Raw genomic sequence first — 22,536 nt, forward strand, 5'->3', positions numbered from 1 at the left:
GAAACTGGAGCGGGAAACGAGACTCGAACTCGCGACCCCGACCTTGGCAAGGTCGTGCTCTACCAACTGAGCTATTCCCGCAAATATGGCGTCCCCTAGGGGACTCGAACCCCTGTTACCGCCGTGAAAGGGCGGTGTCCTAGGCCACTAGACGAAGGGGACACGCTGCTCGCATTACCTATTAAAGTACTGCTTGCTTTCACTCCCTGTCGCGTTTCGCTGTGTGCTTTACGCTGCAAGTGGCGCGCATTCTATGGATGCCTTGGAAGGTCGTCAACCCCTTTGTAGAAATTTATTTAAATCAATGACTTCCCGTCGTCATGGGCGGTGGTGCAGGATGCGTCCGGGGATTGGCGTTGCTTTTCTGACGTTGGCTCGGCAAGCTCGTAGCGATGTGCCACTATCTGTAGGTTTTGGATGATGGGCCGATACATATAAGCAAGGCTTGAGGGCCTCATCGCGGGGCTAGCCCGCTCCCACGAATGCTTCACGGATTCAAGGGCGCGCAGGACTGTCCGCCAGGCTGCACTGTTCGCTTTCGGGCGGACTCACTACACTCTCGATAGATGCAAAACTTCTTCATGAGGCGTTAACGGTGACACCACTTCTGATCACCCTGCTTATCGTTGCGGGTATCGCGCTGCTGATCGTGATCGGCTACCTCAACAATGTGGTCGAGAACGGCAAGCTCGAGCGTGCACGGCTCAAGGTCGAGCTGGCCGACCGCCTGCGCCGCTGCGGCGAAATCACCGAGACCTTCCCCGGGCAGTTCATGACGCCTGCGCTCAAGCTGCTGTTGACCCGCCTCGAACTGAACCTCAACCAGCGCCAGCTGGCGCTGGACAAGCACAGTGGTGACCTCAAGGCACGTATCGCCGAGCTGGAGGGGCTGATCGGCCAGGGTGAGAGAATCCCGGTCAGCAACCCGCCCTCGCCGATCCAAACCGAGGTCAAGGCCAAGGATGTGCGCTTTTTGCTGGAGCTGCTGCACAACCAGATCGTGCGCGCCACCCAGGAAGGGTTCCTCGCGACCAACGAGGGCAAGTACTGGGTCAAGGAGATCCGCCATATCCTGGTGTTGCTGCATATCGAGTTCTTCAACAACCTCGGCCAGCAGGCCCTGCAGCAAAACCAGCCGGGGCAGGCGCGCCTGGCGTTCGAGCGTGGCGTGCAGTACCTGCGCAAGCAGCCTGAGCCCAAGCAGTATGAAGAGCAGCTGACTTACCTTGAGAAACTGCTGAACCGGGCCAACGCCCAGGTGCTGGACCAGATGGAGCCGGCGGAGAACGAACAGAATGCGCTGACCCAGGGGCTCAAGACTGATGAGGATGAGACCTGGAAGAAGAAGGTTATTTACGACTGACCGGGATTCTGGGGGGCGCTTTGCGCCCCTATCGCGGCACAAGGCCGCTCCTACAGAGGGTTGCGATTGCCTGTAGGAGCGGCCTTGTGCCGCGAAAGGGCTGCGAAGCAGCCCCCAGCGATCTTGATAAAGAAAGGGGCCTTCGCAGGCCCCTTCTTCATTTCAGCAATCGGTCAACTCGAGGAACACCTCGACCAACCGCTCCAGCCCCACCTGGTCGGCCTCGCTGAAGCGCGCCAGCTTCGGGCTGTCCAGGTCGAGCACGCCGATCAGCCTGCCGGCCTTGACCAACGGGATCACCAACTCGCTGTTGGACGCGCTGTCACAGGCGATATGCCCGGGGAACGCATGCACATCCTCGACCCGCTGGGTCGTGCGGGTAGCCGCCGCGGCACCGCACACGCCCCGGCCGAAGGGGATGCGCACGCAGGCCACCTGGCCCTGGAACGGGCCGAGCACCAGTTCTTCGTTGCGGTTGATATAGAAGCCCGCCCAGTTCAGGTCCTCTACCTGGTTGTACAAAAAGGCCGAGAACTGCGCGGCGTTGGCGATGAAGTCGCGCTCGTCGGCGAACAGCGCCTGCACTTGCGCGGCCAGCAGGTCGTAGCCATCGAGGCCTTGGCCACTGGCGTTGAGGTCGATCATTTATTTCTGCTCCAGCAATTGCAGCCCGACCCAGTAGCGGGCGAACTGATAGGCACAACGGCCATTACGGTTGCCGCGGCCGGTGGCCCAGCGTACGGCGAGGATGTCGAGCGCTTCGCTGCGCTGCCACTGCAGCCCGGCCGGGCGCGCCAGCTGGCCGATCCAGTGCTCGACCACGTTGAGGAAATGCTCCTGGCTGAACGGGTAGAACGACAGCCACAGGCCGAAACGGTCGGACAGGGCGATCTTGTCCTCCACCGCCTCGTTGGGGTGCAGCTCGCCGTCGACCATCTTCCAGTTCTCGTTGTCGCTCTGCTTCTCCGGCACCAGGTGGCGGCGGTTGGAGGTGGCGTACAGCAGCACGTTGTCCGGGGCTTGCTCCAGCGAGCCGTCGAGCACGCTCTTGAGCACCCGGTAGTCACCCTCCCCGGCTTCGAACGACAGGTCGTCGCAGAACAGGATGAAGCGTTGTTCAAGTTTTTGCAGTTGCTCGACCACCCGCGGCAGGTCGGCCAGGTGGTCGCGCTCGATTTCGATCAGGCGCAGGCCGGCGCCGGCATGCTCGGCCAACAGCGCACGCACCAGCGACGACTTGCCGGTGCCGCGCGAACCCCACAGCAGGGCGTGGTTGGCCGGCATGCCGTTGATGAACTGGTGGGTGTTGCGGCCCAGCTGCTCACGCTGCTGGTCAACGCCGATCAGGTCGGACAGGCGGATGTCGAGGCTGACTTCGAGGGGCATCAGGTAGCCGCTGCGGCCGTCGCGCTGCCAGCGGGCGGCCAGGGTGCGGGTCCAGTCGATGTCCGGGCGCGGGGCCGGCAGCAGGGGTTCGAGGCGGGCGAGGACGGATTCTGCGCGGTCAAGGAAAGCGGTAAGGCGGGGGTCCATGAGGGCTCCTGCAAATCAGGTTTCGGTACCGTGCCGGCCCCTTCGCGGGTAAACCCGCTCCCACAGCAGGCAGTGGACCCTGTGGGAGCGGGTTTACCCGCGAAGGGGCCGGCACGGACAAAAGCTGAATGTTCGACAGACCCGCCAGCAGCCAGGGCTGATCGGCTATGCTTGCGCAGCGCACGGAGCAAGTAACCGGCTTGGGACCCATGGATATCAAGTTCACCAATCGCCTGTCATACAAGCAAGCCCGGTTGACAGTCCTGGTCGGCTTCATCCTGGGAACATTGCTCAGTCTCATCCAGATCGGCATCGATTATGCCAGCGAAGACGCGTCCATCAACCGTGAAATTCAGGCACTGTTGAAGATCAGCCACGACACGGCCTCGCGCATCGCCTACAACATCGACACGGAGCTGGCCCAGGAGCTGACCGGCGGCCTGCTGAAATCGCCGGCGCTGATCCGCGCGCGGCTGATCGACAACAACGACACCGTGCTGGCCGACGTGCAGCGCCCCAGCACGGAGAGCCGCTACCGACCGCTGTCGGACTTCCTGTTCGGCGAGCAGCGCCAGTTCCAGGACCGACTGTTCCTCGCCCACATGCCCGACGAATACCTCGGCACCCTTTACCTGGATGTCGACACCTACACCTTCGGCGGGCGCTTCCTCGACCGCGCCGGGGTCACCCTGGTCAACGGCTTTGCCCGCAGCCTGGTGCTCACCGGCATTCTCCTGGGGCTGTTCTACCTGATGCTGACCAAGCCGCTGGTGACGGTGATCGGCGCGCTCAGCGGCAACGATGCGCGCACGCCCAGGCAGAACCGCGTGGACTGCCCCAAGGGCCACGAGAACGACGAGATCGGCGTGCTGGTGCGGGTCGCCAACCAGCAGTTCGTCAGCATGGCCACCGAGATCCAGCAGCGGCGCACCGCCGAGAACCGTCTGACCCAGTACCTCAACGAGCTGGAGGACATCGTCTCGGCGCGTACCACCGAGCTCAAGGCCAGCAACAGCCGCCTGAGCCTGTCCAACCAGGAGCTGGACGAGGCGCGCCAGCGCGCCCTGGACATGGCCCAGGCCCGCGCCGCCTTCCTGGCCAACATGAGCCACGAGATCCGCACCCCGCTCAACGGCATGCTGGGCATGATCGCCCTGGCCCTGGACAGTGGCCTGGCGCCCGAGCAGCGCCAGCAGCTGTCGATCGCCCACGACTCGGGCAAGGTACTGGTGGAGTTGCTCAACGATATCCTCGACCTGTCGAAGTTCGACGCTGGCCAGCTGGAGCTCGAGCGCATTCCGTTCGACCTCGGCGCCATGGTCGAGGACACCGCCAACCTGCTGTCGCAAAACGCCGCGCCCAGCGTCGAGCTGACCTGCCTGGTCGCCCCTGACTTCCCCAGCACGGTGCTGGGCGACCCGACCCGGGTGCGGCAGATCGTCAGCAACCTGTTGTCCAACGCCCTCAAGTTCACCCGCTTCGGCCGCGTCGACGTGCGCCTTGGCAGCATCGTCGGCGGTATCCGCCTCGAGGTGAGCGACACCGGCATCGGCATCCCCGAGGAGGCCCAGGCGCGGATCTTCCAGCCGTTCACCCAGGCCGGCGCCGGCATCACTCGCCAGTACGGCGGCACTGGCCTGGGCCTGGCCCTGACCCGCAACCTGTGCAAGGCCATGCAGGGGCATCTGCATATCCAGTCCGAAACCGGCTTCGGCAGCCGCTTCAGCGCCGACCTGCCGCTACCGGCGCACACCGAGGCGATCCCGCCGGCGCCATTGAACGGGCGGGTGGTGGCCCTGGGCAACCCCGGCAGTGGCCTGGCCGAGCTGCTGGAGGGGCTGTTGCCGCGCTGGGGGCTGGAATACGTGCGTTATGAGGATGCCAAGGACCTGGCCGGCACGGCTGTCGACCTGCTGATTACCGACGACCTGGACCACGTGCTCGACCTGCGCCCGGCCATCGAGGCACCGATCCTGCTGGTGACCGCCTACGGTAACTTCCTGCCCACCGAGCAGGCCGAGCAACTGGCGCCCTTGCAGCAACTGGCCCGCCCCCTGGCACGCAATGCCTTGTACCAGACCCTGCGCCGCACCTTGCAGGGCGAGCCCAACGCGCCACTGCCCCACGAGGTACCGGCCTCCAGGGAGCTGAGGGCGCGCATCCTGCTGGTGGAGGACAACCCGGTGAACCAGCTGGTGGCCAAGGGCATGCTGGGCAAGCTCGGCTGCCAGGTGCAGGTGGCTGCCCACGGCCAGGAGGCCCTGGACTGCCTGGAGCGGGACAGCTTCGACCTGGTGCTGATGGACTGCAACATGCCGGTGATGGATGGCTACGAGGCCAGCCGACGGATCCGCCAGAGCAGCCGCTGGCCGGAGCTGCCGATCGTCGCGCTGACCGCCAACGCCATGCCCGAGGAGCGCGAGCGCTGCCGCGCCGCAGGCATGAACGACTACCTGGCCAAGCCGTTCCGCCGCGAGGAACTGCTGGCGCTGATCGAGCACTGGGTGCCGGTCAGCGGTTGAGCAGCGGCTCGATCGCCGACTTCAGCGCCTCGGGCTTGGTGGTCGGGGCAAAGCGGCTGACCTTGCCGGTGCGCGGGTCGACCAGGAACTTGGTGAAGTTCCACTTGATCTTCTGCGTGCCCAGCACGCCCGGCGCCCGGCGCTTGAGCTCGGCGAACAGCGGGTGGGCACCGGGGCCGTTGACCTCGATCTTGCGAAACAGCGGGAAACTCACGCCGAAGTTGAGCTCGCAGAACTGCGCGATCTCCCGGGCGTCGCCCGGCTCCTGCTTGCCGAACTGGTTGCAGGGGAAGCCCAGCACCACCAGGCCCTGGTCGCGGTACTCCTGCCACAGGCGTTCGAGGCCCTTGTATTGCGGGGTGAAACCGCACTGGCTGGCGGTGTTGACCACCAGCAGCGCCTTGCCGGCGAAGTCGCCCAGCACTTTCTGTTCGCCACCGAGGGTGACGCAGGGGATGTCCAGCAGCGCATCGGCCATGTTCGCTCTCCGTCAATCGCGTGGCTTGAGGTCCAGGCACACCGAGTTGATGCAGTAGCGTAGCCCGGTCGGCGGCGGGCCGTCGGGAAATACATGGCCCAGGTGGGCATCACACTGCGCGCAGGTGACTTCGGTGCGGATCATGCCGTGGGAGGTGTCGCGGATCTCGATCATCGCGGCTTCTTCGATCGGCTCGTAGAAGCTCGGCCAGCCGCAGCCGGAATCGAACTTGGCCTTGGCGTCGAACAGCGCCAGGTCGCAGCAGATGCAGTGGTAGATACCGTCGCGGCGCTCGCTGTTGTACTTGCCGCTGAACGGCCGCTCGGTGCCCTTGAGCCGGCACACCTGGTACTGGGCCGGATCGAGCATGGCGCGCCATTCGTCCAGGGTTTTGTCGATCTTTTGCATGATGGGACCTCGGCAGGCTGAATTTCACCTCGCACCGGCTTTTCCCTGGCGCGGGTGGCACGTATATTAGTTGGCTTCGTGTGCAAGGCAGCCAGTCTGGCACCCGCTTCCCGCCCTTTCAAACCTTTCGAGCAAGGGCGGCGCGTATTCTCACTCGGGATCTCATCATGCAGTTCAGCAAATCGAACAAGCTCGCCAATGTCTGCTACGACATTCGCGGCCCAGTGCTCAAGCACGCCAAACGCCTGGAAGAGGAAGGCCACCGCATCCTCAAGCTGAACATCGGCAACCCGGCGCCGTTTGGTTTCGAGGCGCCGGACGAGATCCTCCAGGACGTGATCCGCAACCTGCCCACCGCCCAGGGCTACAGCGACTCCAAGGGTCTGTTCAGCGCGCGCAAGGCGGTGATGCAGTACTGCCAGCAGAAGGAAATCGAAGGCGTCACCATCGAGGACATCTACCTCGGCAACGGTGTGTCCGAGCTGATCGTGATGTCGATGCAGGCGCTGCTCAACAACGGCGACGAGGTGCTGATCCCGGCTCCCGACTACCCGCTGTGGACCGCCGCGGTGAGCCTGGCCGGCGGCAAGCCGGTGCACTACCTGTGCGACGAGCAGGCCGACTGGTTCCCCGACCTGGACGACATCAAGGCCAAGATCACCCCGAACACCAAGGCCCTGGTGATCATCAACCCGAACAACCCGACCGGCGCTGTGTATTCCAAGGAATTGCTGCTGGGCATGCTGGAGCTGGCGCGCCAGCACAACCTGGTGGTGTTCTCCGACGAGATCTACGACAAGATCCTCTACGACGAGGCCGTGCACATCAGCACCGCGTCGCTGGCCCCGGACCTGCTGTGCCTGACCTTCAACGGCCTGTCCAAGTCGTACCGGGTGGCGGGCTTCCGCTCCGGCTGGCTGATCATCTCCGGGCCCAAGCACCACGCCCAGAGCTACATCGAAGGCATCGACATGCTGGCCAACATGCGCCTGTGCGCCAACGTGCCGGCCCAGCACGCGATCCAGACCGCCCTGGGCGGCTACCAGAGCATCAACGACCTGGTGCTGCCGCCGGGCCGCCTGCTGGAGCAGCGCAACCGCACCTACGAGCTGCTCAATGCCATCCCCGGGGTGAGCTGCGTCAAGCCGATGGGCGCGCTGTACGCGTTTCCGAAGATCGACCCGAAGGTCTGCCCGATCTTCAACGACGAGAAGTTCGTGCTCGACCTGCTGCTGTCGGAGAAGCTGCTGATCGTCCAGGGCACGGCGTTCAACTGGCCGTGGCCGGACCACTTCCGCGTGGTGACGCTGCCGCGGGTGGATGACCTGGAACAGGCCATTGGCCGGATCGGTAATTTCCTGCGCACTTATTCGCAATGATTGATGGCCTTTTCGCGGGTAAACCCGCTCCCACAGGTTCGGCGCCGAACCTGTGGGAGCGGGTTTACCCGCGAAGGGGTTGACCCGATCCCTCTTACATCCTGCAACGCTCTCTCCCACAGCCCTCACGGCATCCTCTGCCATACTCCTCGCGTACACAGTTTGAAATAGTCGCCCGGTTGAATAGCCGCGCCCTCCCCCTTATATACCCCGCAGTACGCAACGAACTTATCCGTCAGGAGAACGTAACAACCATGATGCGCATTCTGTTGTTTGTAGCCACCAACCTCGCGGTGGTGCTGGTTGCAAGCATTACCCTGAGCCTGTTCGGCTTCAACGGGTTCATGGCGGCCAACGGGGTTGACCTCAACCTCGGCCAGCTGCTGGTCTTCTGCGCCGTGTTCGGTTTCGCTGGCTCGCTCGTCTCGCTGTTCATCTCCAAGTGGATGGCGAAGATGACCACCGGCACCCAGATCATCACCCAGCCCCGCACCCGTCACGAACAGTGGCTGCTGCAGACCGTCGAGGAACTGTCCCGCGAGGCCGGCATCAAGATGCCCGAGGTGGGTATCTTCCCGGCCTACGAGGCCAACGCCTTCGCCACCGGCTGGAACCGCAACGACGCGCTGGTCGCCGTCTCCCAGGGCCTGCTGGAGCGCTTCTCGCCCGATGAGGTGCGTGCGGTGCTGGCCCACGAGATCGGCCACGTGGCCAATGGCGACATGGTCACCATGGCGCTGGTGCAGGGCGTGGTGAACACCTTCGTGATGTTCTTCGCCCGCATCATCGGCAACTTCGTCGACCGGGTGATCTTCAAGAACGAAGAAGGCCACGGCATTGCCTACTTCATCGCGACCATCGTCGCCGAGCTGGTCCTGGGCATCCTCGCCAGCATCATCGTCATGTGGTACTCGCGTCGCCGCGAATTCCGCGCCGACGAAGCCGGCGCCCACCTGGCCGGTACCGGCGCGATGATCGGCGCACTGCAGCGCCTGCGCTCCGAACAAGGCCTGCCGGTGCACATGCCCGACACCATGAAGGCCTTCGGCATCAATGGCGGCCTCAAGCATGGCCTGGCCGGCCTGCTGATGAGCCACCCGCCGCTGGAAGACCGCATCGACGCGCTGCGCCGTCGCGGTTGATCCAGGCAGCAACAAGAAAGGGCGACTTCGGTCGCCCTTTTTCATTGCCAGTACCGACCACATCGCGGGGCAAGCCCGCTCCCACGCCTGCACCAAACGGGCTGGCGTGGGAGCGGGCTTGCCCCGCGATGGCTTCAACGCCGAACGCTGTAGACTCGCTCAACCAAACTTTCGACACCAGCTTTGAGAAACTTCGGACTCTCGTCGAGAATCTCCCGCGCCTCGACCTCCTCGACCCACCACCCGGAAAACCCTGCCCGCACTTCGGCGTCCGGCACCGAAAACGGCGGCCCGTCGATCAATCCCTGGTCGTAATCCAGGGTCACCAACAGCCCGCGACAGGCCGCCGGCAACTGCTCACCCAACAACGCCATGTAGCGCTCGCGCATCGCCAGCGGCAAGGCGATCAGCGCCGCCCGGTCATATACCCCCGCGCAGTCCGCCAGATCCTCGGCACGCAGGGCAAACACATCCCCGCACCACAGCTCCACCTCGTCGCTGCGCCACACCTCGAAGGCACCGTGCCGGACAATCTGCGCCACCAGGCCATGTTCGGTGAAGAAGTCCGCCACCGCCCTGCGCGACAGCTCCACCCCCAGCACCCGATAACCCTGGGCAGCCAGCCAGAGCAGGTCCAGGCTCTTGCCGCACAGCGGCACCAGCACCCGCGCGCCCGGGGCCAGCCCCAAGGTCGGCCAGTGCGCCTGCAGGTACGGGTTCACCTGGGGTTGGTGAAAGCCGATCTGGTTGTCCGCCCACCGCTTGTGCCAGAACGCTGGCTCCATGATTCCTCCCGGTTTTTCGATAAAAGCCTGTGAAAACTTATATTGGATCTCGATCGAAGGCTGATCGAAGATGGCAGCATCTTACCTGCCAGGACCCCGCCATGCTGCCCAGCCTGTTCATCTCCCACGGATCGCCCATGCTCGCCCTGCAACCCGGTGCCAGTGGCCCGGCCCTGGCCGCGCTGGCCCGTGCCCTGCCCCGGCCGAAGGCGATCGTGGTGGTGTCGGCGCACTGGGAAAGCCGCGAGCTGCTGGTGATGGGCAACGCTCAGCCGCAGACCTGGCATGACTTCCATGGTTTTCCGCCGGCGCTGTATGCCGTGCAATACCCCGCGCCCGGCGCGCCGGAACTGGCCCAGCGGATCGCCGAGCGCCTGGGCGCGCAGCTGGACTCGCAGCGGCCCTTCGACCATGGTGCCTGGGTGCCGCTTTCACTGATGTATCCCGAGGCGGATATTCCGGTGGTTCAGGTGTCGCTGCCCAGCCAGGCCGGCCCTGATCTGCAACTGAAGGTTGGCCGGGCGCTGTCGGCACTGCGCGAGGAAGGCATCCTGCTGGTCGGCTCGGGCAGCATCACCCACAACCTGGGCGAGCTGGACTGGCATGCCGGGCCGGACGCGGTCGAGCCCTGGGCGCTGGCGTTTCGTGACTGGGTGGTGGAGCGGTTGAACGCTGGGGATGAGGCGGCGCTGGTGGATTATCGGCGGCAGGCGCCGTTTGCGCTGCGTAACCATCCCAGTGATGAGCATCTGTTGCCGTTGTTCTTCGCCATGGGGGCTGGTGGGCGGTGTGGGGTCGTGCACCAGGGGTTTACGCTGGGGGCGCTGGGGATGGATATCTATCGGTTCGACTGACGGGCCTCTTCGCGGGTAAACCCGCTCCCACAGGTACAGCGCGATACCTGTGGGAGCGGGCTTACCCGCGAAGAGGCCGGGACAGGCAAAAAAAATCCCCGACCAAAAGGCCGGGGATTTTTTATTGCAGCGCCAGGATCAGTCTTCGCGGTAACGGCGCAGCTTCAGCTGCTTGCCGGCCACGCGGGTGTCCTTGAGCTTGGTCAGCAGGCGCTCGAGGCCGTCTTCCGGCAGCTCGACCAGGCTGAAGCTGTCACGCACCTGGATACGACCGATGGCGTCACGCGCCAGGCCACCCTCGTTGAGGATCGCGCCCAGCAGGTTCTTGGCGGCGATGCCGTCACGGGCACCCAGGGCGGTACGGCAACGCACGCGGCCTTCGGCCAGCGGCATCGGCGCGCGGCGCTCGCGGTCACCACGGTCCGGACGCTCGCCACGCTCGGTACGCTCAGTGCGCTCACGCGGGCTGTAGGTCGGTACCAGCGGCTGCTCGCGCTCCACCGAAGCCAGGTCCAGCGCCTGACCGTTGGTGGCCTTGCGCAGCAGGGCCGAGGCCAGGGCACGGGCACTGCAACCCAGGTCGGCGGTCAGGCGGTCGAACAGCTCGCCGTGGCTGGCTTCGGACTCGGCCACCAGCGGCGCCAGGCTCTTGGTCAGCTTCTTGATGCGCGCATCCAGCACGGCTTGCGGGTTAGGCAGGCGGGCTTCGGCGACTTTCTGACCGGTGACACGCTCGATCACCTGCAGCATGCGGCGCTCACGCGGGGTGACCAGCAGCAGCGCACGACCATCGCGACCGGCACGGCCGGTACGGCCGATACGGTGCACGTAGGACTCCGGATCGTACGGCATGTCGACGTTGAACACGTGGGTGATGCGCGGTACGTCCAGACCACGGGCAGCGACGTCGGTGGCGACGACGATGTCCAGGCGGCCGTCCTTGAGCGAGTCGATCACGCGCTCACGCTGGTTCTGGGCGATATCGCCGTTCAGCGCAGCAGCCTTGTAGCCTTTGGCTTCCAGGGCGGCGGCCAGGTCCAGGGTGGCTTGCTTGGTGCGCACGAAGGCGATCAGCGCGTCGAACTCTTCCACTTCCAGCAGGCGCAGCACGGCCGGGATCTTCTGGTCGGCGTGGACCATCAGGTGGGCCTGCTCGATCGCGGTCACGGTCTGGGTCTTGCTCTGGATCTTGACGTGCTTCGGCTCGCGCAGGTGGCGCTCGGCGATGGCACGGATCGAGGCCGGCAGGGTGGCGGAGAACAGCACGGTCTGGCGGGTGGCAGGGATGGCGTCGAAGATCACTTCGAGGTCATCCATGAAGCCCAGCTTGAGCATCTCGTCAGCTTCGTCGAGTACCAGGTACTGGACGGTGGACAGGACTTTCTCGTCGCGGCGCAGGTGGTCGCACAGGCGGCCCGGGGTGGCGACGACGATCTGTGCGCCATTGCGAATGGCACGCAGCTGTGGGCCCATCGGGGCACCACCGTACACGGCCACCACGTTAACGCCCGGCATCTGCTTGGCGTAGGTTTCGAAAGCGGTGGCTACTTGCAGCGCCAACTCACGGGTTGGCGCCAGGATCAGGGCTTGCGGTTCGCGCTTGCTCACGTCGATCTTGTTGAGGATCGGCAGGGCGAAGGCAGCGGTCTTGCCGGTGCCAGTCTGCGCCTGGCCGATCATGTCGTGACCGGCGAGGATGATCGGGATCGACTGTTGCTGGATGGCCGACGGCTCTTCATAGCCGGTGGCCAGGACGGCAGCAACGATGTTCGGATTGAGTTCGAGAGCGGCGAATCCGCCGGTTTCCTGGGTCATGGGTCTGCCTCTAGGTGCATCCGCAAAGACCCATGCTCCAAAGCTGCACATGCCTTGAAAGACCAGTCGGTCACCCAGGCAGCTTTGGCGGCGGGGATTTGCGAAAACGATTGAAATAGGAACGTCTTGGGAAGGTCCGCCTAGCGGACGCGCAGCCGAAGCTGGATTCGGAGGATTTGCACCACCTGATTTTGAGGTCCGCTAAAAGACCGGCGCGTACTATACCCGAAATAGCCGTGAATTGTGAGAAATATTTCGAAGATCAAGGGCCATATTGGATCCAGGCTGAATCGTTTCCCTTTGCCGGATAACTTAACCATTCAGGCGCGGTATCGCCAGGGAGTGATGCTACAAGCAAAACCAGCGTGGGAGCGGGCTTGCCCCGCGATCACCGGCATAGACCGCATCGCGGGGCAAGCCCGCTCCCACGCAGCACCCGTTCAATCAAAGAATTACGCATCGTTCCATAAAAAGCGCGTTGGGCGACTGCATCAGGTCGCCGGGCGGATGGCCTTGATCAGGTATTCCAGCGAATAGCCCAGACGCGGCGCCAACGCTTCGGCCCGCGCCCGCACGGCATCGATATCCAGCGTCTGCTCCAGGTCCGCCGGCACCAGCACGATCACGTTGCCCTCCTTCACCGGCAGCTCCCAGTAATGGCGGTGGTACAAACCACGCAACAAGGCTGCGCCCAGCGGCTTGCCGTCGTCCCCGGCCCACTGGTTGATCACCAGCCAGCCATCGGGGTTCAGCTGCTTCTGGCAGTTCTCCAGGAAGCCCCAGGCCAGGTGGCCGACACCGGGACCATAGTCGGTATAAAGGTCGACGAACAGCAGGTCGGCCTTCTCGGCGCTGGGCAAAAGCTCGAGGGCGTCGCCCACCCGCACATACAGCCGCGGGTCGTCGTCCAGGCCCATGTACTCCATGGCCAGGCGCGGCACGTCGGGGCGCAGCTCGATGGCCTCGACATCCTCCAGCGGCAGGAACTTCAGGCACGCCTGGGTCAGGGTGCCGGCGCCAAGGCCGAGGAACAGCGCGCTCTCCGGCTGCCCGTGGCACAGCGCGCCGACCAGCATGGCGCGGGTGTAGTCGTACTCCAGCCAGCTCGGGTCGGCGGTGAAGGTGCAGCTCTGCTCGATGGCGTCGCCGAACTCGAGGAAGCGATAGTCATCCACCTCGTACACGCTGATGACGCCAAAGGCGTCCTCGACCCGTGCCAGCAGCCGCTCTTCCCGCTCCGTCGCCATCCTTACCACCTGCCCGCGCAAAACGTGCATTGTCCGCCAATGCCGGTGGTGCAACAAGCACACCCGGGCGTACCATGGCTGGCAGGCCTTAACGACACTTATGGATAGAGCTTGCGATGACCCGACAATGGACCCCTGACAGCTGGCGCGCCCTGCCGATCCAGCAGCAACCGATCTACCCCGACGCCGCGCACCTGCTGAAGGTGGAGCAGACCCTGGCCAGCTACCCGCCACTGGTGTTCGCCGGCGAGGCACGCGAGCTGCGCCGGCAGTTCGCCGAAGTGACCCAGGGCCGGGCGTTCCTGCTGCAGGGCGGCGACTGCGCCGAGAGCTTCGCCGAATTCTCCGCGGCGAAGATCCGCGACACCTTCAAGGTGCTGCTGCAGATGGCCATTGTCATGACCTTCGCCGCCGGCTGCCCGGTGGTCAAGGTCGGGCGCATGGCCGGCCAGTTCGCCAAGCCGCGCTCGGCCAATGACGAGACCATCGGCGACATCACCCTGCCCGCCTACCGTGGCGACATCGTCAACGGCATCGGCTTCGACGAAAAGAGCCGCGTTCCCGACCCCGAGCGCCTGCTGCAGGCCTACCACCAGGCCACCGCCAGCCTCAACCTGCTGCGCGCCTTCGCCCAGGGCGGCTTCGCCGACCTGCACCAGGTGCACAAGTGGAACCTGGACTTCATCGCCAACTCGGCGCTGGCCGACAAGTACCACCAGTTGGCCAACCGCATCGACGAGACCCTGGCCTTCATGCGCGCCTGCGGCCTGGACACCGCGCCGCAACTGCGCGAGACCAGCTTCTTCACCGCCCACGAAGCGTTGCTGCTCAACTACGAGGAAGCCTTCGTGCGCAGCGACAGCCTGACCGGCGACTACTACGACTGCTCGGCGCACATGCTGTGGATCGGCGACCGCACCCGCCAGCTCGACGGCGCCCATGTCGAGTTCCTGCGCGGCGTGCACAACCCGATCGGGGTCAAGGTCGGCCCGAGCATGAACCCCGAGGAGCTGATCCGCCTGATCGATGTGCTCAACCCGGACAACGACCCGGGCCGCCTGAACCTGATCGTGCGCATGGGCGCCGGCAAGGTCGGCGACCACCTGCCGGGGCTGATCCGCACCGTGCAGCGCGAAGGGCGCCAGGTGCTGTGGAGCTCCGACCCGATGCACGGCAACACCATCAAGGCCAGCAGCGGCTACAAGACCCGCGATTTCGCGCAGATCCTCGATGAGGTCAAGCAGTTCTTCCAGGTGCACCAGGCCGAGGGCAGCCACGCTGGCGGCATTCATATCGAGATGACCGGGCAGAACGTCACCGAGTGCATCGGCGGCGCCCGGCCGATCACCGAAGATGCCCTGTCAGACCGCTACCACACCCACTGCGACCCGCGGATGAACGCCGATCAGTCGCTGGAGCTGGCGTTCCTGATCGCCGAAACCCTCAAGCAGGTACGCCGCTGAGCAATGCCTGACGCAGCCGGCTGCCCTCGGCGCGGGGGCAGTTGAGCTGCACCTGCGCCAGGCCCAGCCAGTTGGCCAGCTGCCGCAGGCTGAGCGCCAGCGCCTGGTAGCCCGCCTCGTCCAGCCCCAACGCCTCTTCGTGCACCGCATGCACCGCCAGGCGCCCGTGGGCGCGCTCGGCACGCAGGTCCAGGCGGGCGGCGATGCGCCCGTCGTGCAGGAATGGCAGCACGTAGTAGCCGTACACCCGCTTATGCGCCGGCGTGTAGATCTCCAGGCGGTAGCGGAAATCGAACAGGCGCTCGGTACGCTCGCGCGCCCAGACCAGCGAATCGAACGGCGAGAGCAAGGCGCTGGCTTCGATGCGCCTGGGAATCCGTGGCCCCCCCGCGACATAGGCCGGTTGTTTCCAGCCCTGCACGGTGCAGGCCTGCAGGTGCCCGGCCTCGACCAATACGGCCAGGGCGGCCTTGCTCTGCTGCGGCGAGAGGCGAAAGTAGTCGCGCAGGTCCTGTTCGGTGGCCACGCCCAGGGCGCCGGCGGCATGCAGCAGCAAGCCCTGGTGCGCTTCGGCCTCGCTGGGCCGGGCCTGATCGAGGATGGCCGCCGGCAGCACCCGCTCGGGCAGGTCGTACAGGCGCTCGAAACCGCGACGCCCGGCCACGGTGACCTCGCCGGCGGCGAACAGCCATTCCAGCGCGTGCTTCTCTTCGCTCCAGTCCCACCAGGGGCCGGCGCGCTCTTCGCGGGTGGACAGGCTGCCCGCGCCCAGCGCGCCCTGGTCGCGCACCGCCGCCAGCACCCGCTCGATCACCTCGCGCCGCTCGCGGCCGAACGCGGCCAGTTGCCGGTAGATGCCCTTGCCGTCGGCGGCGTGGGCCATGCGCCAGCGCATCAGCGGGTACAGCGCCAGCGGCAGCAGCGATGCTTCATGGCCCCAATACTCGAACAATCGGCGCTGGCGGCGCTGGCCCCAGGCGAGCTGGTCGAGCAGGTCGTGCGGGTAGTCGCCCAGGCGCGAAAACAGCGGCAGGTAGTGGGAGCGCACCAGGGCATTGACCGAGTCGATTTGCACCACGCCCAGGCGCTGGAACATGCGCGTGAGACTGCCAAGGGTCGGCGGGCTGCCGGGCGACTTGCCGAAGCCCTGAGCGGACAGGGCCAGACGGCGGGCCTGGTGGATAGACAGTTCGAGGGGCAATGGAGGTACCTCACAGTGGCTCTGCAACTCATTCTGTGTCTGCACCATAGCATTCGCGGGTAAACCCGCTCCCACAGGGTTACCGTTGACCAGGGAACAACAGCGAACCTGTGGGAGCGGGTTTACCCGCGAAGAGGCCAGCAAAGCCTTCACGGCCTATTTACGCAACGGATCCTCCCAGAAATGCCGGTCGGCCTCCTGCTGGATATCCGCCCGCGACAACCCCAGGTCGTGCAGCGTGGCATCGCTCAGGCGCGCCAGTTCGTCGCGTTGGCGGTGCAGCTCGTACCAGCGCAGCAGCCGCCCGCCGGCATCGTGCAGCAGGTGGCCGAGGGTAGACCCAGGCTGGTGAGCAACGTTGAAATGACCTTTCATCTTGACGCCCTCCTTGTGGATGGCTCCAGTCTCTGCCCAGGCCTAAGATCAATCCAACGAATGTTTCTGATGTCATGCATCTCGGAGATTGATGCCATGTCCCAGTATCAGAGTCTCGACGCGGACGTGCTGCGCACCTTCGTCGCCATCGCCGAGCAAGGTGGCTTCACCCGCGCCGGCGAGGTGGTCAACCGCACCCAGTCGGCGGTGAGCATGCAGATGAAGCGCCTGGAAGAGGACATCCTGCAGCGCCAGCTGTTCGAGCGCGACGGCCGCCAGGTGCGCCTCACCGCCGAGGGCCAGGTCCTGCTGGGCTATGCCCGGCGCATCCTCAAGCTGCACGGCGAGGTGTTCAACACCCTGCGCATGCCGCACATGGTTGGCGTGGTGCGCATCGGTACCCCGGACGACTACGCCATGCGCTACCTGCCGGGCATCCTCACCCGCTTCGCCCAGGCGTACCCGTTGATCCATGTCGAGGTGCACTGCGACTCGTCCAAGCAGCTGATGCTGCGCCAGGACCTGGACCTGACCATCGTCACCCGCGAGCCGGGCAACGAGGTCGGCCAGCTGCTGCGCCAGGAGCGCCTGGTGTGGGCCGCGGCCAAGGGCTTCTGCCCCCACGAGCAGCGGCCGATGCCGCTGGCACTGTTCAACACCGACTGTTTCTGCCGCGCCTGGACCTGCAACGCCCTGGAGCGCCAGGGCATCGAGTACCGCATCGCCTACACCAGCCCGAGCCTGGCGGCGATCTTCGCCATCGTGCATGCCGGCCTGGCGGTGACCGCGCAGCTACAGAGCCTGATCGGCGGCGACCTGCGCATCCTCGGCGCGGACGACGGCCTGCCGCAGTTGCACATGGCCAATGTGATGCTGCTGCGCAACGACCAGCAGCATTCGCCGATCACCGACTGCATGGCCGAGTACATCGTCGAAGGGTTCAAATAAGCATCCCGCCCGCCCCCTGTAGGAGCGGGCTTGTCCCGCGATGGGCCGCAACGCGGCCCCGGCTATCTAGAGCTCGAACCCAAGCATCACCGCACACACCACCAAAAACCCGCAGAACAGCGTGCGTAACACCCTCTCCGGCAACGCATGGGCCAGCTTCACCCCCCAGCTGATGCTCAGCAACCCACCCACAGCCAGCGGAACCCCGATGCTCCAGTCGACACTCTGGTGCAGCCCATAGGTCAGCAAGGTCACCATGGTGCTAGGCGCCGCCAACGCCAGCGATAACCCCTGGGCCACCACTTGGGTGGTGCCGAACACCGAGGTCAAGATCGGTGTGGCCACCACCGCCCCGCCCACGCCGAACAGCCCGCCCATGGTCCCGGCGAAGCTGCCCAGCACGCCCAGCCAGGGCCACGGATAACGCAGTTGGTTGCTCGGCGGCCTGACCGGCAGAAACATCCGCGCCACGTTCCAGATCGCCAGCGCCACCAGGAAACCGACGAAGTACAGGCGCATCGACTGGGCATCGATGCCCACCGCCCAGATCGACCCCAGCCAGGCGAACACAAAGCTGCACAGCGACAACGGCACCGCGTGGCGCAGCTCGATGCGGTTACGCTGGTGATAGCGCCACAGCGCCAGCAACACGTTGGGCACCACCATCACCAGGGCGGTGCCCTGGGCCAGCTGTTGGTCAAGGCCGAACAGCACGCCCAGCGCCGGAATGGCGATCAACCCGCCGCCGATGCCGAACAGCCCACCCAGGGTGCCGAGCGCGGCACCCAGCACGATATACATCACCCACTCGATCATCAGCGCCTCTTCCGCCTGCTTTCAGAGAATGAGGGCATGCTAGTCAGTCACGGCTGGCGGGGAAACGCACAGCAGCGCACAATGGCTTTGCGTATTTCGCACAAGCACCGAGCCGCCATGAGCCCCGACATCCTTACCGAACAACTCAGCCTGTTCCTCGACGTGCTGGAAACCGGCAGTTTCTCCGCCGCCGCCCGGCGCCACCCGTTGACGCCCTCCGCCGTGGCGCGGCGCATCGACAACCTGGAAAGCGCGGTGGGCAGCCGCCTGTTTTCGCGCAGCACCCACGCCGTGCGCCCGACGCCGGCCGGCAACGCCTTCGCCGAGCGAGCCCGGCGCATCATCGAAGAGCTGCGCCTGGCGCGCGCCGAGGCGGTGTCGTTGAGCAACGCCCCGGAAGGCTTGATCCGCATCGACGCACCGGCCGCCTTCGGCCGTCGTCACCTGGCCCCGGCCATCGCTGACTTCCTGGTGGCCTACCCCGGGCTCGACGTGCAGTTGCGTCTGATCGACAGCTTCGTCGACCTGCATGGCAGCCACCTGGGCGAAGTGGACCTGGTGCTGCGCGCCGGCCCCCTGGCCGATACCCGCCTGGTGGCCACGCCCCTGGCCTACATGGTGCGCATCGCCTGTGCCAGCCCTGCGTACCTGGCCAGCCGCGGGGTGCCGGCCTGCCCCAGCGAACTGCCCGGGCACGACGGCCTCGACTGGGACGGGCTGGCCCCGCCGTTCGCCTGGCGTTTCGCGGTCGACGGCCAGACCCGCCTGTACCGTCCGGCGCGCATGCGCATGGCCGCCAACAACGCCGAGACCCTGCTGTTCGGCGCCCTGGCCGGCCTGGGCATCGCCCACCTGCCGACCTGGCTGATCAGCGACTACCTGCTGCGCGGCGAACTGGTCCCGCTGTTCTGCGACAACGGCCTGCCGCAACCTGAGACCAGCGGCATCTATGCCCTGCGCCTGGAACATGAAACGAACTCTCGCAGCCGCTTGCTGCTCGAATTTCTCAAGAGCCGTTTCAGCCCGGTGCCGCCCTGGGACCTGGCGCTGAGAAGCGAGCTGCGCTGGCAATGAGCGCACCAAGCTTTGGCGTGCTAGATTTTAACCCTTACCGATTCCAAGGACCTGCATGAACGCCGACACCCAAGCCCCCTGCAACGCGCTGCTGCTGGACAACCAGGTCTGCTTCGCCCTGCACTCGACCTCGTTGCTGATGACCAAGGTCTACAAGCCCCTGCTGCAGGCGCTGGGCCTGACCTACCCGCAGTACCTGGCCATGCTGGTCCTGTGGGAACAGGACGGCCTGACCGTGGGCGAGATCAGCCAGCGCCTGCTCACCGACCCCGGTTCGCTGACGCCGCTGCTCAAGCGCCTTGAGAGCGAAGGCCTGCTCAAGCGCAGCCGCAGCCGCGAGGATGAACGGGTGGTGCTGGTGCAACTGACCGACAAAGGCCGCGCCCTGCAGGTCGAGGCCCAGCGCGTGCCACAGTGCATTCTGCAGGCCAGCGGCCATAGCGCCGAGCAACTGCGCAAGCTGCAGGCCGACCTGCTCGCCCTGCGTGCGCAGCTGCAAGAAAACCTCTAACGTCTAAGCTGTGAGATGGCTGTTCGGATGAATGGTCGAATATTTAACTTGCGCACTAAATAATTGCGCGCTAAGTTAAGCCCATACCCACTCAGCGCCGACGGCGCACAGCACCCAAGCGAGGCTCAAGATGCAAAAGGTCACTCCGCTGTACATCGCAGAAGCCACTTCCACCGGTGGTCGTGATGGCAAATCCCGCTCCAGCGACGGCAAGCTGGAAGTCAAGCTGAGCACCCCCAAGGAACTGGGCGGCGCGGGTGGTGACGGCACCAACCCCGAGCAGATGTTCGCCGCCGGCTACTCGGCCTGCTTCATCGGCGCGCTGAAATTCGTCGCCGGCCAGGAGAAAAAGGCCCTGCCGGCGGATGCGTCGATCACCGCCAAGGTCGGCATCGGCCAGATCCCGGGCGGTTTCGGCCTGGACATCGACCTGCACATCAACCTGCCTGGCCTGGCCCAGGCCGACGCCGAAGGGCTGGTGGAGAAGGCGCACAAGGTCTGCCCTTACTCCAACGCCACCCGCGGCAATGTGGATGTGCGGTTGCATGTGACGGTGTGATACACGATCGATGTGTAGGAGCGGCCTCGTGCCGCGAAAGGACCGCAGAGCGGTCCCGGAATGCACGAGGGCAGCTTCTTCGGTTTGCCTGAATCATGGTCGGGGGCGCTTCGCGCCCCTTTCGCGGCGCAAGGCCGCTCCTACAGGGGCCAGACAACCCGCCATAAAAAAACCCGGCCGAGGCCGGGTTTTTTTGTGCTTATCGCAAGAAGGATTACTTCTTGGAACGGCCCTTGAAGCTGTTGTCGCGAGTGTCGATGTCGATCCACTCGTCGATCTGGATGAAGTCGGCAACCGAGATCTCGGTACCGTTCTTCAGCTTGGCAGGCTTCATGACCTTGCCCGAGGTGTCGCCACGTGCGGCGTTCTCGGTGTAGACGACCTGACGGCTGATGGTGGTCGGCAGTTCTACCGAGACCAGGCGGCCTTCGAAGAACACGGCTTCGCAGATGTCTTCCATGCCTTCTTCGATGTACGGCAGAACGGCGTCGATGTCTTCGGCGTTCAGTTCGTACATGGTGTAGTCGGTGGTGTCCATGAAGGTGTACGAGTCACCGCTGATGAACGACAGGGTCGCTTCTTTGCGATCCAGGATCACGTCGTCCAGCTTGTCGTCCGCACCGTATACGGTTTCGGTCTTGTAGCCGGTCAGCAGGTTCTTCAGCTTGGTCTTCATGATCGCGCTGTTACGGCCCGACTTGGTGAACTCAGCTTTCTGAACCAGCCACGGGTCGTTGTCGATCCGCAGTACGGTACCGGGTTTCAGTTCTTTACCAGTTTTCATTACGAAGTATCCGAATCTGGATGGATTTATAAAAATCGAGGCCGCGTATCATAGCGAATTTCGGTAAAACTGTACCAGCCTCGTAGCAAGGTCCGGCCGAGCGGCCTGCGCGGCCTGCCACTGGCGGGCATGTTCGCGCACTTCGTCCCAGTGCGGCTGCAGCGCCTGCCAGGCCTGGCCCATCGGGCGATCCATGTTCCAGGCGCGCCACAGTTCGGTCAGCGCCTGCCCGGCGGCGGCCGACAAGCCTTGGCGATAAAGGGCGAGGAATGCCTCGAGCTTTTCCCAGTGGGCGTTCTCTTCCTGGATGTAGATGTGCCAGAGCATCGGCACGCCAGCCCATTGCGCGCGCACGAACGAGTCTTCGCCGCGCACGGCGTTGAAATCGCAGCTCCACAGCAGCCGGTCGTAGTCCTCCTGGCTGACGAAAGGCAGCACCTGCACGGTCAAGGCTCCGCGCCGATGCAGCGCGCCCACGGGCAGGTCAGCCACGCCCAGCCAGCTGCCGAGGTCTCCCAGGATGCGCCCCTGCGGTACCAGCAGATGGGTGGGATGCACATCGGCGGCCAGCACATCGAGCCAGTTGCCCAGCTGCGGGTTCTCGTAGGCGAACAGCGAGATCAGCCGGGCCCCTTCCTGGGGATGCACAGCCAATCCTGCCAGGAACTTCGCCCGCTCGCCGGGCGACTGCCGGAACGCCTGGCAACGCGGTAGCAAGGTGGCTTCACGCAGCAACCCACCGGTGTTCTCGGTGAAGCCCGGGAAGAAGAAGAACTTGCGCAGCCCATTGGCCTGGGGCGAGGGCAAGCCATGGCAGCCCTCCACCCAGTCTTCGGCACTGAGGTAGTCCAGGTTCAGCCACAAAGGCGGCGTGGGCTGACGGGCCATGGCCTCGACGTAGCCGTCCGGCAGTTGGCAAGCAAAGGCGCCTACCACCACCTGGGCTGGCTCCGCCCCTTGCCACGTGACAGGCCAGTGGCGTACCTCGACCCCTTGCCGCCACTGCTGCCCGGCCTGGCTGTCGGCGTCCGGACACAGGCGCGCGAAAGCCTGCAGGTCGTCCACCCACAGGCGCACCGCCAGGTCGTGCTCGGCCGCCAGCTGGCGCGCCAGGCGCCAGGTGACGCCGATGTCGCCATAGTTGTCGACGACCGTGCAGAAGATGTCCCAGGTGGTTTTCATCGCCACGTTCCGTTACCTGCGAAAAAAGACCGCGGATTTTGCGGATATTTGCCCGTCAGCAAAAGCGCGGCGCTGAAAAAACCTCTCGCGCCATGCG

21 protein-coding genes, 2 tRNA genes and 1 pseudogene are annotated in these 22,536 nt (G+C 65.1%); 10 read left to right on the forward strand and 14 right to left on the reverse strand.

Features of this window, described 5'->3' with window-relative positions:
* Positions 1-5 precede the first annotated feature (5 nt).
* Together LU671_RS17620 and LU671_RS17625 are read right to left on the reverse strand one after the other, a co-directional pair.
* Positions 6-81, reverse strand: a tRNA-Gly gene (locus LU671_RS17620).
* Between the two features lie 5 nt (positions 82-86).
* Positions 87-162: transfer RNA gene (locus LU671_RS17625), tRNA-Glu, on the reverse strand.
* Positions 163-595: 433 nt separating this feature from the next.
* Between LU671_RS17625 and LU671_RS17630 the strand changes: the two genes are divergently transcribed.
* Positions 596-1,363, forward strand: a complete 768-nt coding sequence (locus LU671_RS17630) for a hypothetical protein (protein WP_050704683.1) — start codon at positions 596-598, stop codon at positions 1,361-1,363.
* 162 nt (positions 1,364-1,525) lie between these two features.
* Here the strand turns inward: LU671_RS17630 and LU671_RS17635 are convergent, their stop codons facing one another.
* Together LU671_RS17635 and LU671_RS17640 are read right to left on the reverse strand one after the other, a co-directional pair.
* Entirely contained in the window at positions 1,526-2,008 is a 483-nt protein-coding gene (locus tag LU671_RS17635; RefSeq protein WP_232856389.1) for a GAF domain-containing protein, read from the reverse strand.
* Positions 2,009-2,896 (reverse strand): ATP-binding protein, encoded by an 888-nt coding sequence (locus LU671_RS17640; RefSeq protein ID WP_232856390.1) that lies wholly within the window; start codon positions 2,894-2,896, stop codon positions 2,009-2,011.
* Positions 2,897-3,063: 167 nt separating this feature from the next.
* On the opposite strand from LU671_RS17640, the gene LU671_RS17645 reads away from it, so the two are divergent.
* Positions 3,064-5,418 (forward strand): response regulator, encoded by a 2,355-nt coding sequence (locus LU671_RS17645; RefSeq protein ID WP_232856391.1) that lies wholly within the window; start codon positions 3,064-3,066, stop codon positions 5,416-5,418.
* Here LU671_RS17645 and LU671_RS17650 read toward each other — a convergent pair.
* Entirely contained in the window at positions 5,408-5,896 is a 489-nt protein-coding gene (locus LU671_RS17650; RefSeq protein ID WP_232856392.1) for a glutathione peroxidase, read from the reverse strand. The genes LU671_RS17645 and LU671_RS17650 overlap by 11 nt on opposite strands.
* A 12-nt stretch (positions 5,897-5,908) precedes the next feature.
* Positions 5,909-6,304, reverse strand: coding sequence for a peptide-methionine (R)-S-oxide reductase MsrB (gene msrB, locus LU671_RS17655; RefSeq protein WP_232856393.1), 396 nt, complete (start codon positions 6,302-6,304; stop codon positions 5,909-5,911).
* 167 nt (positions 6,305-6,471) lie between these two features.
* Here msrB and LU671_RS17660 point away from each other — a divergent pair, with 167 nt between their 5' ends.
* Both LU671_RS17660 and htpX read left to right on the forward strand, forming a co-directional pair.
* Entirely contained in the window at positions 6,472-7,683 is a 1,212-nt protein-coding gene (locus tag LU671_RS17660) for a pyridoxal phosphate-dependent aminotransferase (protein WP_050704677.1), read from the forward strand.
* Positions 7,684-7,937: 254 nt separating this feature from the next.
* Entirely contained in the window at positions 7,938-8,825 is an 888-nt protein-coding gene (htpX, locus tag LU671_RS17665) for a protease HtpX (RefSeq protein WP_038705666.1), read from the forward strand.
* A 134-nt stretch (positions 8,826-8,959) separates the two neighbouring features.
* Here htpX and LU671_RS17670 read toward each other — a convergent pair whose 3' ends face one another.
* Entirely contained in the window at positions 8,960-9,610 is a 651-nt protein-coding gene (locus LU671_RS17670; protein WP_232856394.1) for a thiopurine S-methyltransferase, read from the reverse strand.
* Between the two features lie 101 nt (positions 9,611-9,711).
* Between LU671_RS17670 and LU671_RS17675 the strand changes: the two genes are divergently transcribed.
* Positions 9,712-10,464 (forward strand): DODA-type extradiol aromatic ring-opening family dioxygenase, encoded by a 753-nt coding sequence (locus LU671_RS17675; RefSeq protein WP_232856395.1) that lies wholly within the window; start codon positions 9,712-9,714, stop codon positions 10,462-10,464.
* Positions 10,465-10,602: 138 nt separating this feature from the next.
* On the opposite strand, the pseudogene LU671_RS17680 reads toward LU671_RS17675, so the two are convergent.
* Positions 10,603-12,313, reverse strand: a pseudogene (locus LU671_RS17680) (DEAD/DEAH box helicase).
* Between the two features lie 457 nt (positions 12,314-12,770).
* Positions 12,771-13,526, reverse strand: a complete 756-nt coding sequence (locus tag LU671_RS17685; RefSeq protein WP_232856396.1) for a spermidine synthase — start codon at positions 13,524-13,526, stop codon at positions 12,771-12,773.
* 116 nt (positions 13,527-13,642) lie between these two features.
* On the opposite strand from LU671_RS17685, the gene LU671_RS17690 reads away from it, so the two are divergent.
* Entirely contained in the window at positions 13,643-14,989 is a 1,347-nt protein-coding gene (locus LU671_RS17690) for a class II 3-deoxy-7-phosphoheptulonate synthase (protein WP_028691729.1), read from the forward strand.
* Here the strand turns inward: LU671_RS17690 and LU671_RS17695 are convergent.
* Positions 14,970-16,238: a winged helix-turn-helix domain-containing protein gene (locus LU671_RS17695; RefSeq protein WP_442964136.1), complete on the reverse strand. Its 1,269-nt coding sequence runs from the start codon at positions 16,236-16,238 to the stop codon at positions 14,970-14,972. The two genes, LU671_RS17690 and LU671_RS17695, sit on opposite strands and share 20 nt — an antisense overlap.
* A gap of 108 nt (positions 16,239-16,346) precedes the next feature.
* Positions 16,347-16,565 carry a DUF1127 domain-containing protein gene (locus tag LU671_RS17700; protein ID WP_028691731.1) on the reverse strand — a complete coding sequence of 73 codons (219 nt, stop codon included), beginning with the start codon at positions 16,563-16,565 and terminating at the stop codon, positions 16,347-16,349.
* Positions 16,566-16,661: 96 nt separating this feature from the next.
* Between LU671_RS17700 and LU671_RS17705 the strand changes: the two genes are divergently transcribed.
* Positions 16,662-17,513, forward strand: coding sequence for a LysR substrate-binding domain-containing protein (locus LU671_RS17705; protein ID WP_028691732.1), 852 nt, complete (start codon positions 16,662-16,664; stop codon positions 17,511-17,513).
* Between the two features lie 66 nt (positions 17,514-17,579).
* Here LU671_RS17705 and LU671_RS17710 read toward each other — a convergent pair whose 3' ends face one another.
* Positions 17,580-18,329: a sulfite exporter TauE/SafE family protein gene (locus tag LU671_RS17710; RefSeq protein WP_203647577.1), complete on the reverse strand. Its 750-nt coding sequence runs from the start codon at positions 18,327-18,329 to the stop codon at positions 17,580-17,582.
* Positions 18,330-18,446: 117 nt separating this feature from the next.
* Between LU671_RS17710 and LU671_RS17715 the strand changes: the two genes are divergently transcribed.
* The 3 genes from LU671_RS17715 (at position 18,447) to LU671_RS17725 (ending at position 20,473) form a co-directional block, all read left to right on the forward strand.
* Positions 18,447-19,403, forward strand: a complete 957-nt coding sequence (locus tag LU671_RS17715) for a LysR family transcriptional regulator (protein WP_232856398.1) — start codon at positions 18,447-18,449, stop codon at positions 19,401-19,403.
* A 55-nt stretch (positions 19,404-19,458) separates the two neighbouring features.
* Positions 19,459-19,914 (forward strand): MarR family winged helix-turn-helix transcriptional regulator, encoded by a 456-nt coding sequence (locus LU671_RS17720; protein ID WP_203647579.1) that lies wholly within the window; start codon positions 19,459-19,461, stop codon positions 19,912-19,914.
* A 130-nt stretch (positions 19,915-20,044) separates the two neighbouring features.
* On the forward strand, positions 20,045-20,473 hold the full coding sequence (locus LU671_RS17725; RefSeq protein ID WP_023632623.1) for an organic hydroperoxide resistance protein: 429 nt from the start codon (positions 20,045-20,047) through the stop codon (positions 20,471-20,473).
* Positions 20,474-20,687: 214 nt separating this feature from the next.
* On the opposite strand, the gene efp is transcribed toward LU671_RS17725, so the two are convergent.
* The gene (gene efp, locus LU671_RS17730; protein WP_060483780.1) at positions 20,688-21,257 is read right to left on the reverse strand and encodes an elongation factor P; all 570 of its coding nucleotides are present in this window, start codon (positions 21,255-21,257) and stop codon (positions 20,688-20,690) included.
* A gap of 48 nt (positions 21,258-21,305) precedes the next feature.
* A complete protein-coding gene (gene earP, locus LU671_RS17735; protein ID WP_232856399.1) occupies positions 21,306-22,439 on the reverse strand; it encodes an elongation factor P maturation arginine rhamnosyltransferase EarP in 1,134 nt (377 codons plus the stop codon).
* Positions 22,440-22,536: the final 97 nt, after the last annotated feature.

The sequence above is a fragment of the Pseudomonas sp. NMI760_13 genome (assembly GCF_021283245.1).
GTDB lineage: Bacteria > Pseudomonadota > Gammaproteobacteria > Pseudomonadales > Pseudomonadaceae > Aquipseudomonas > Aquipseudomonas peradeniyensis.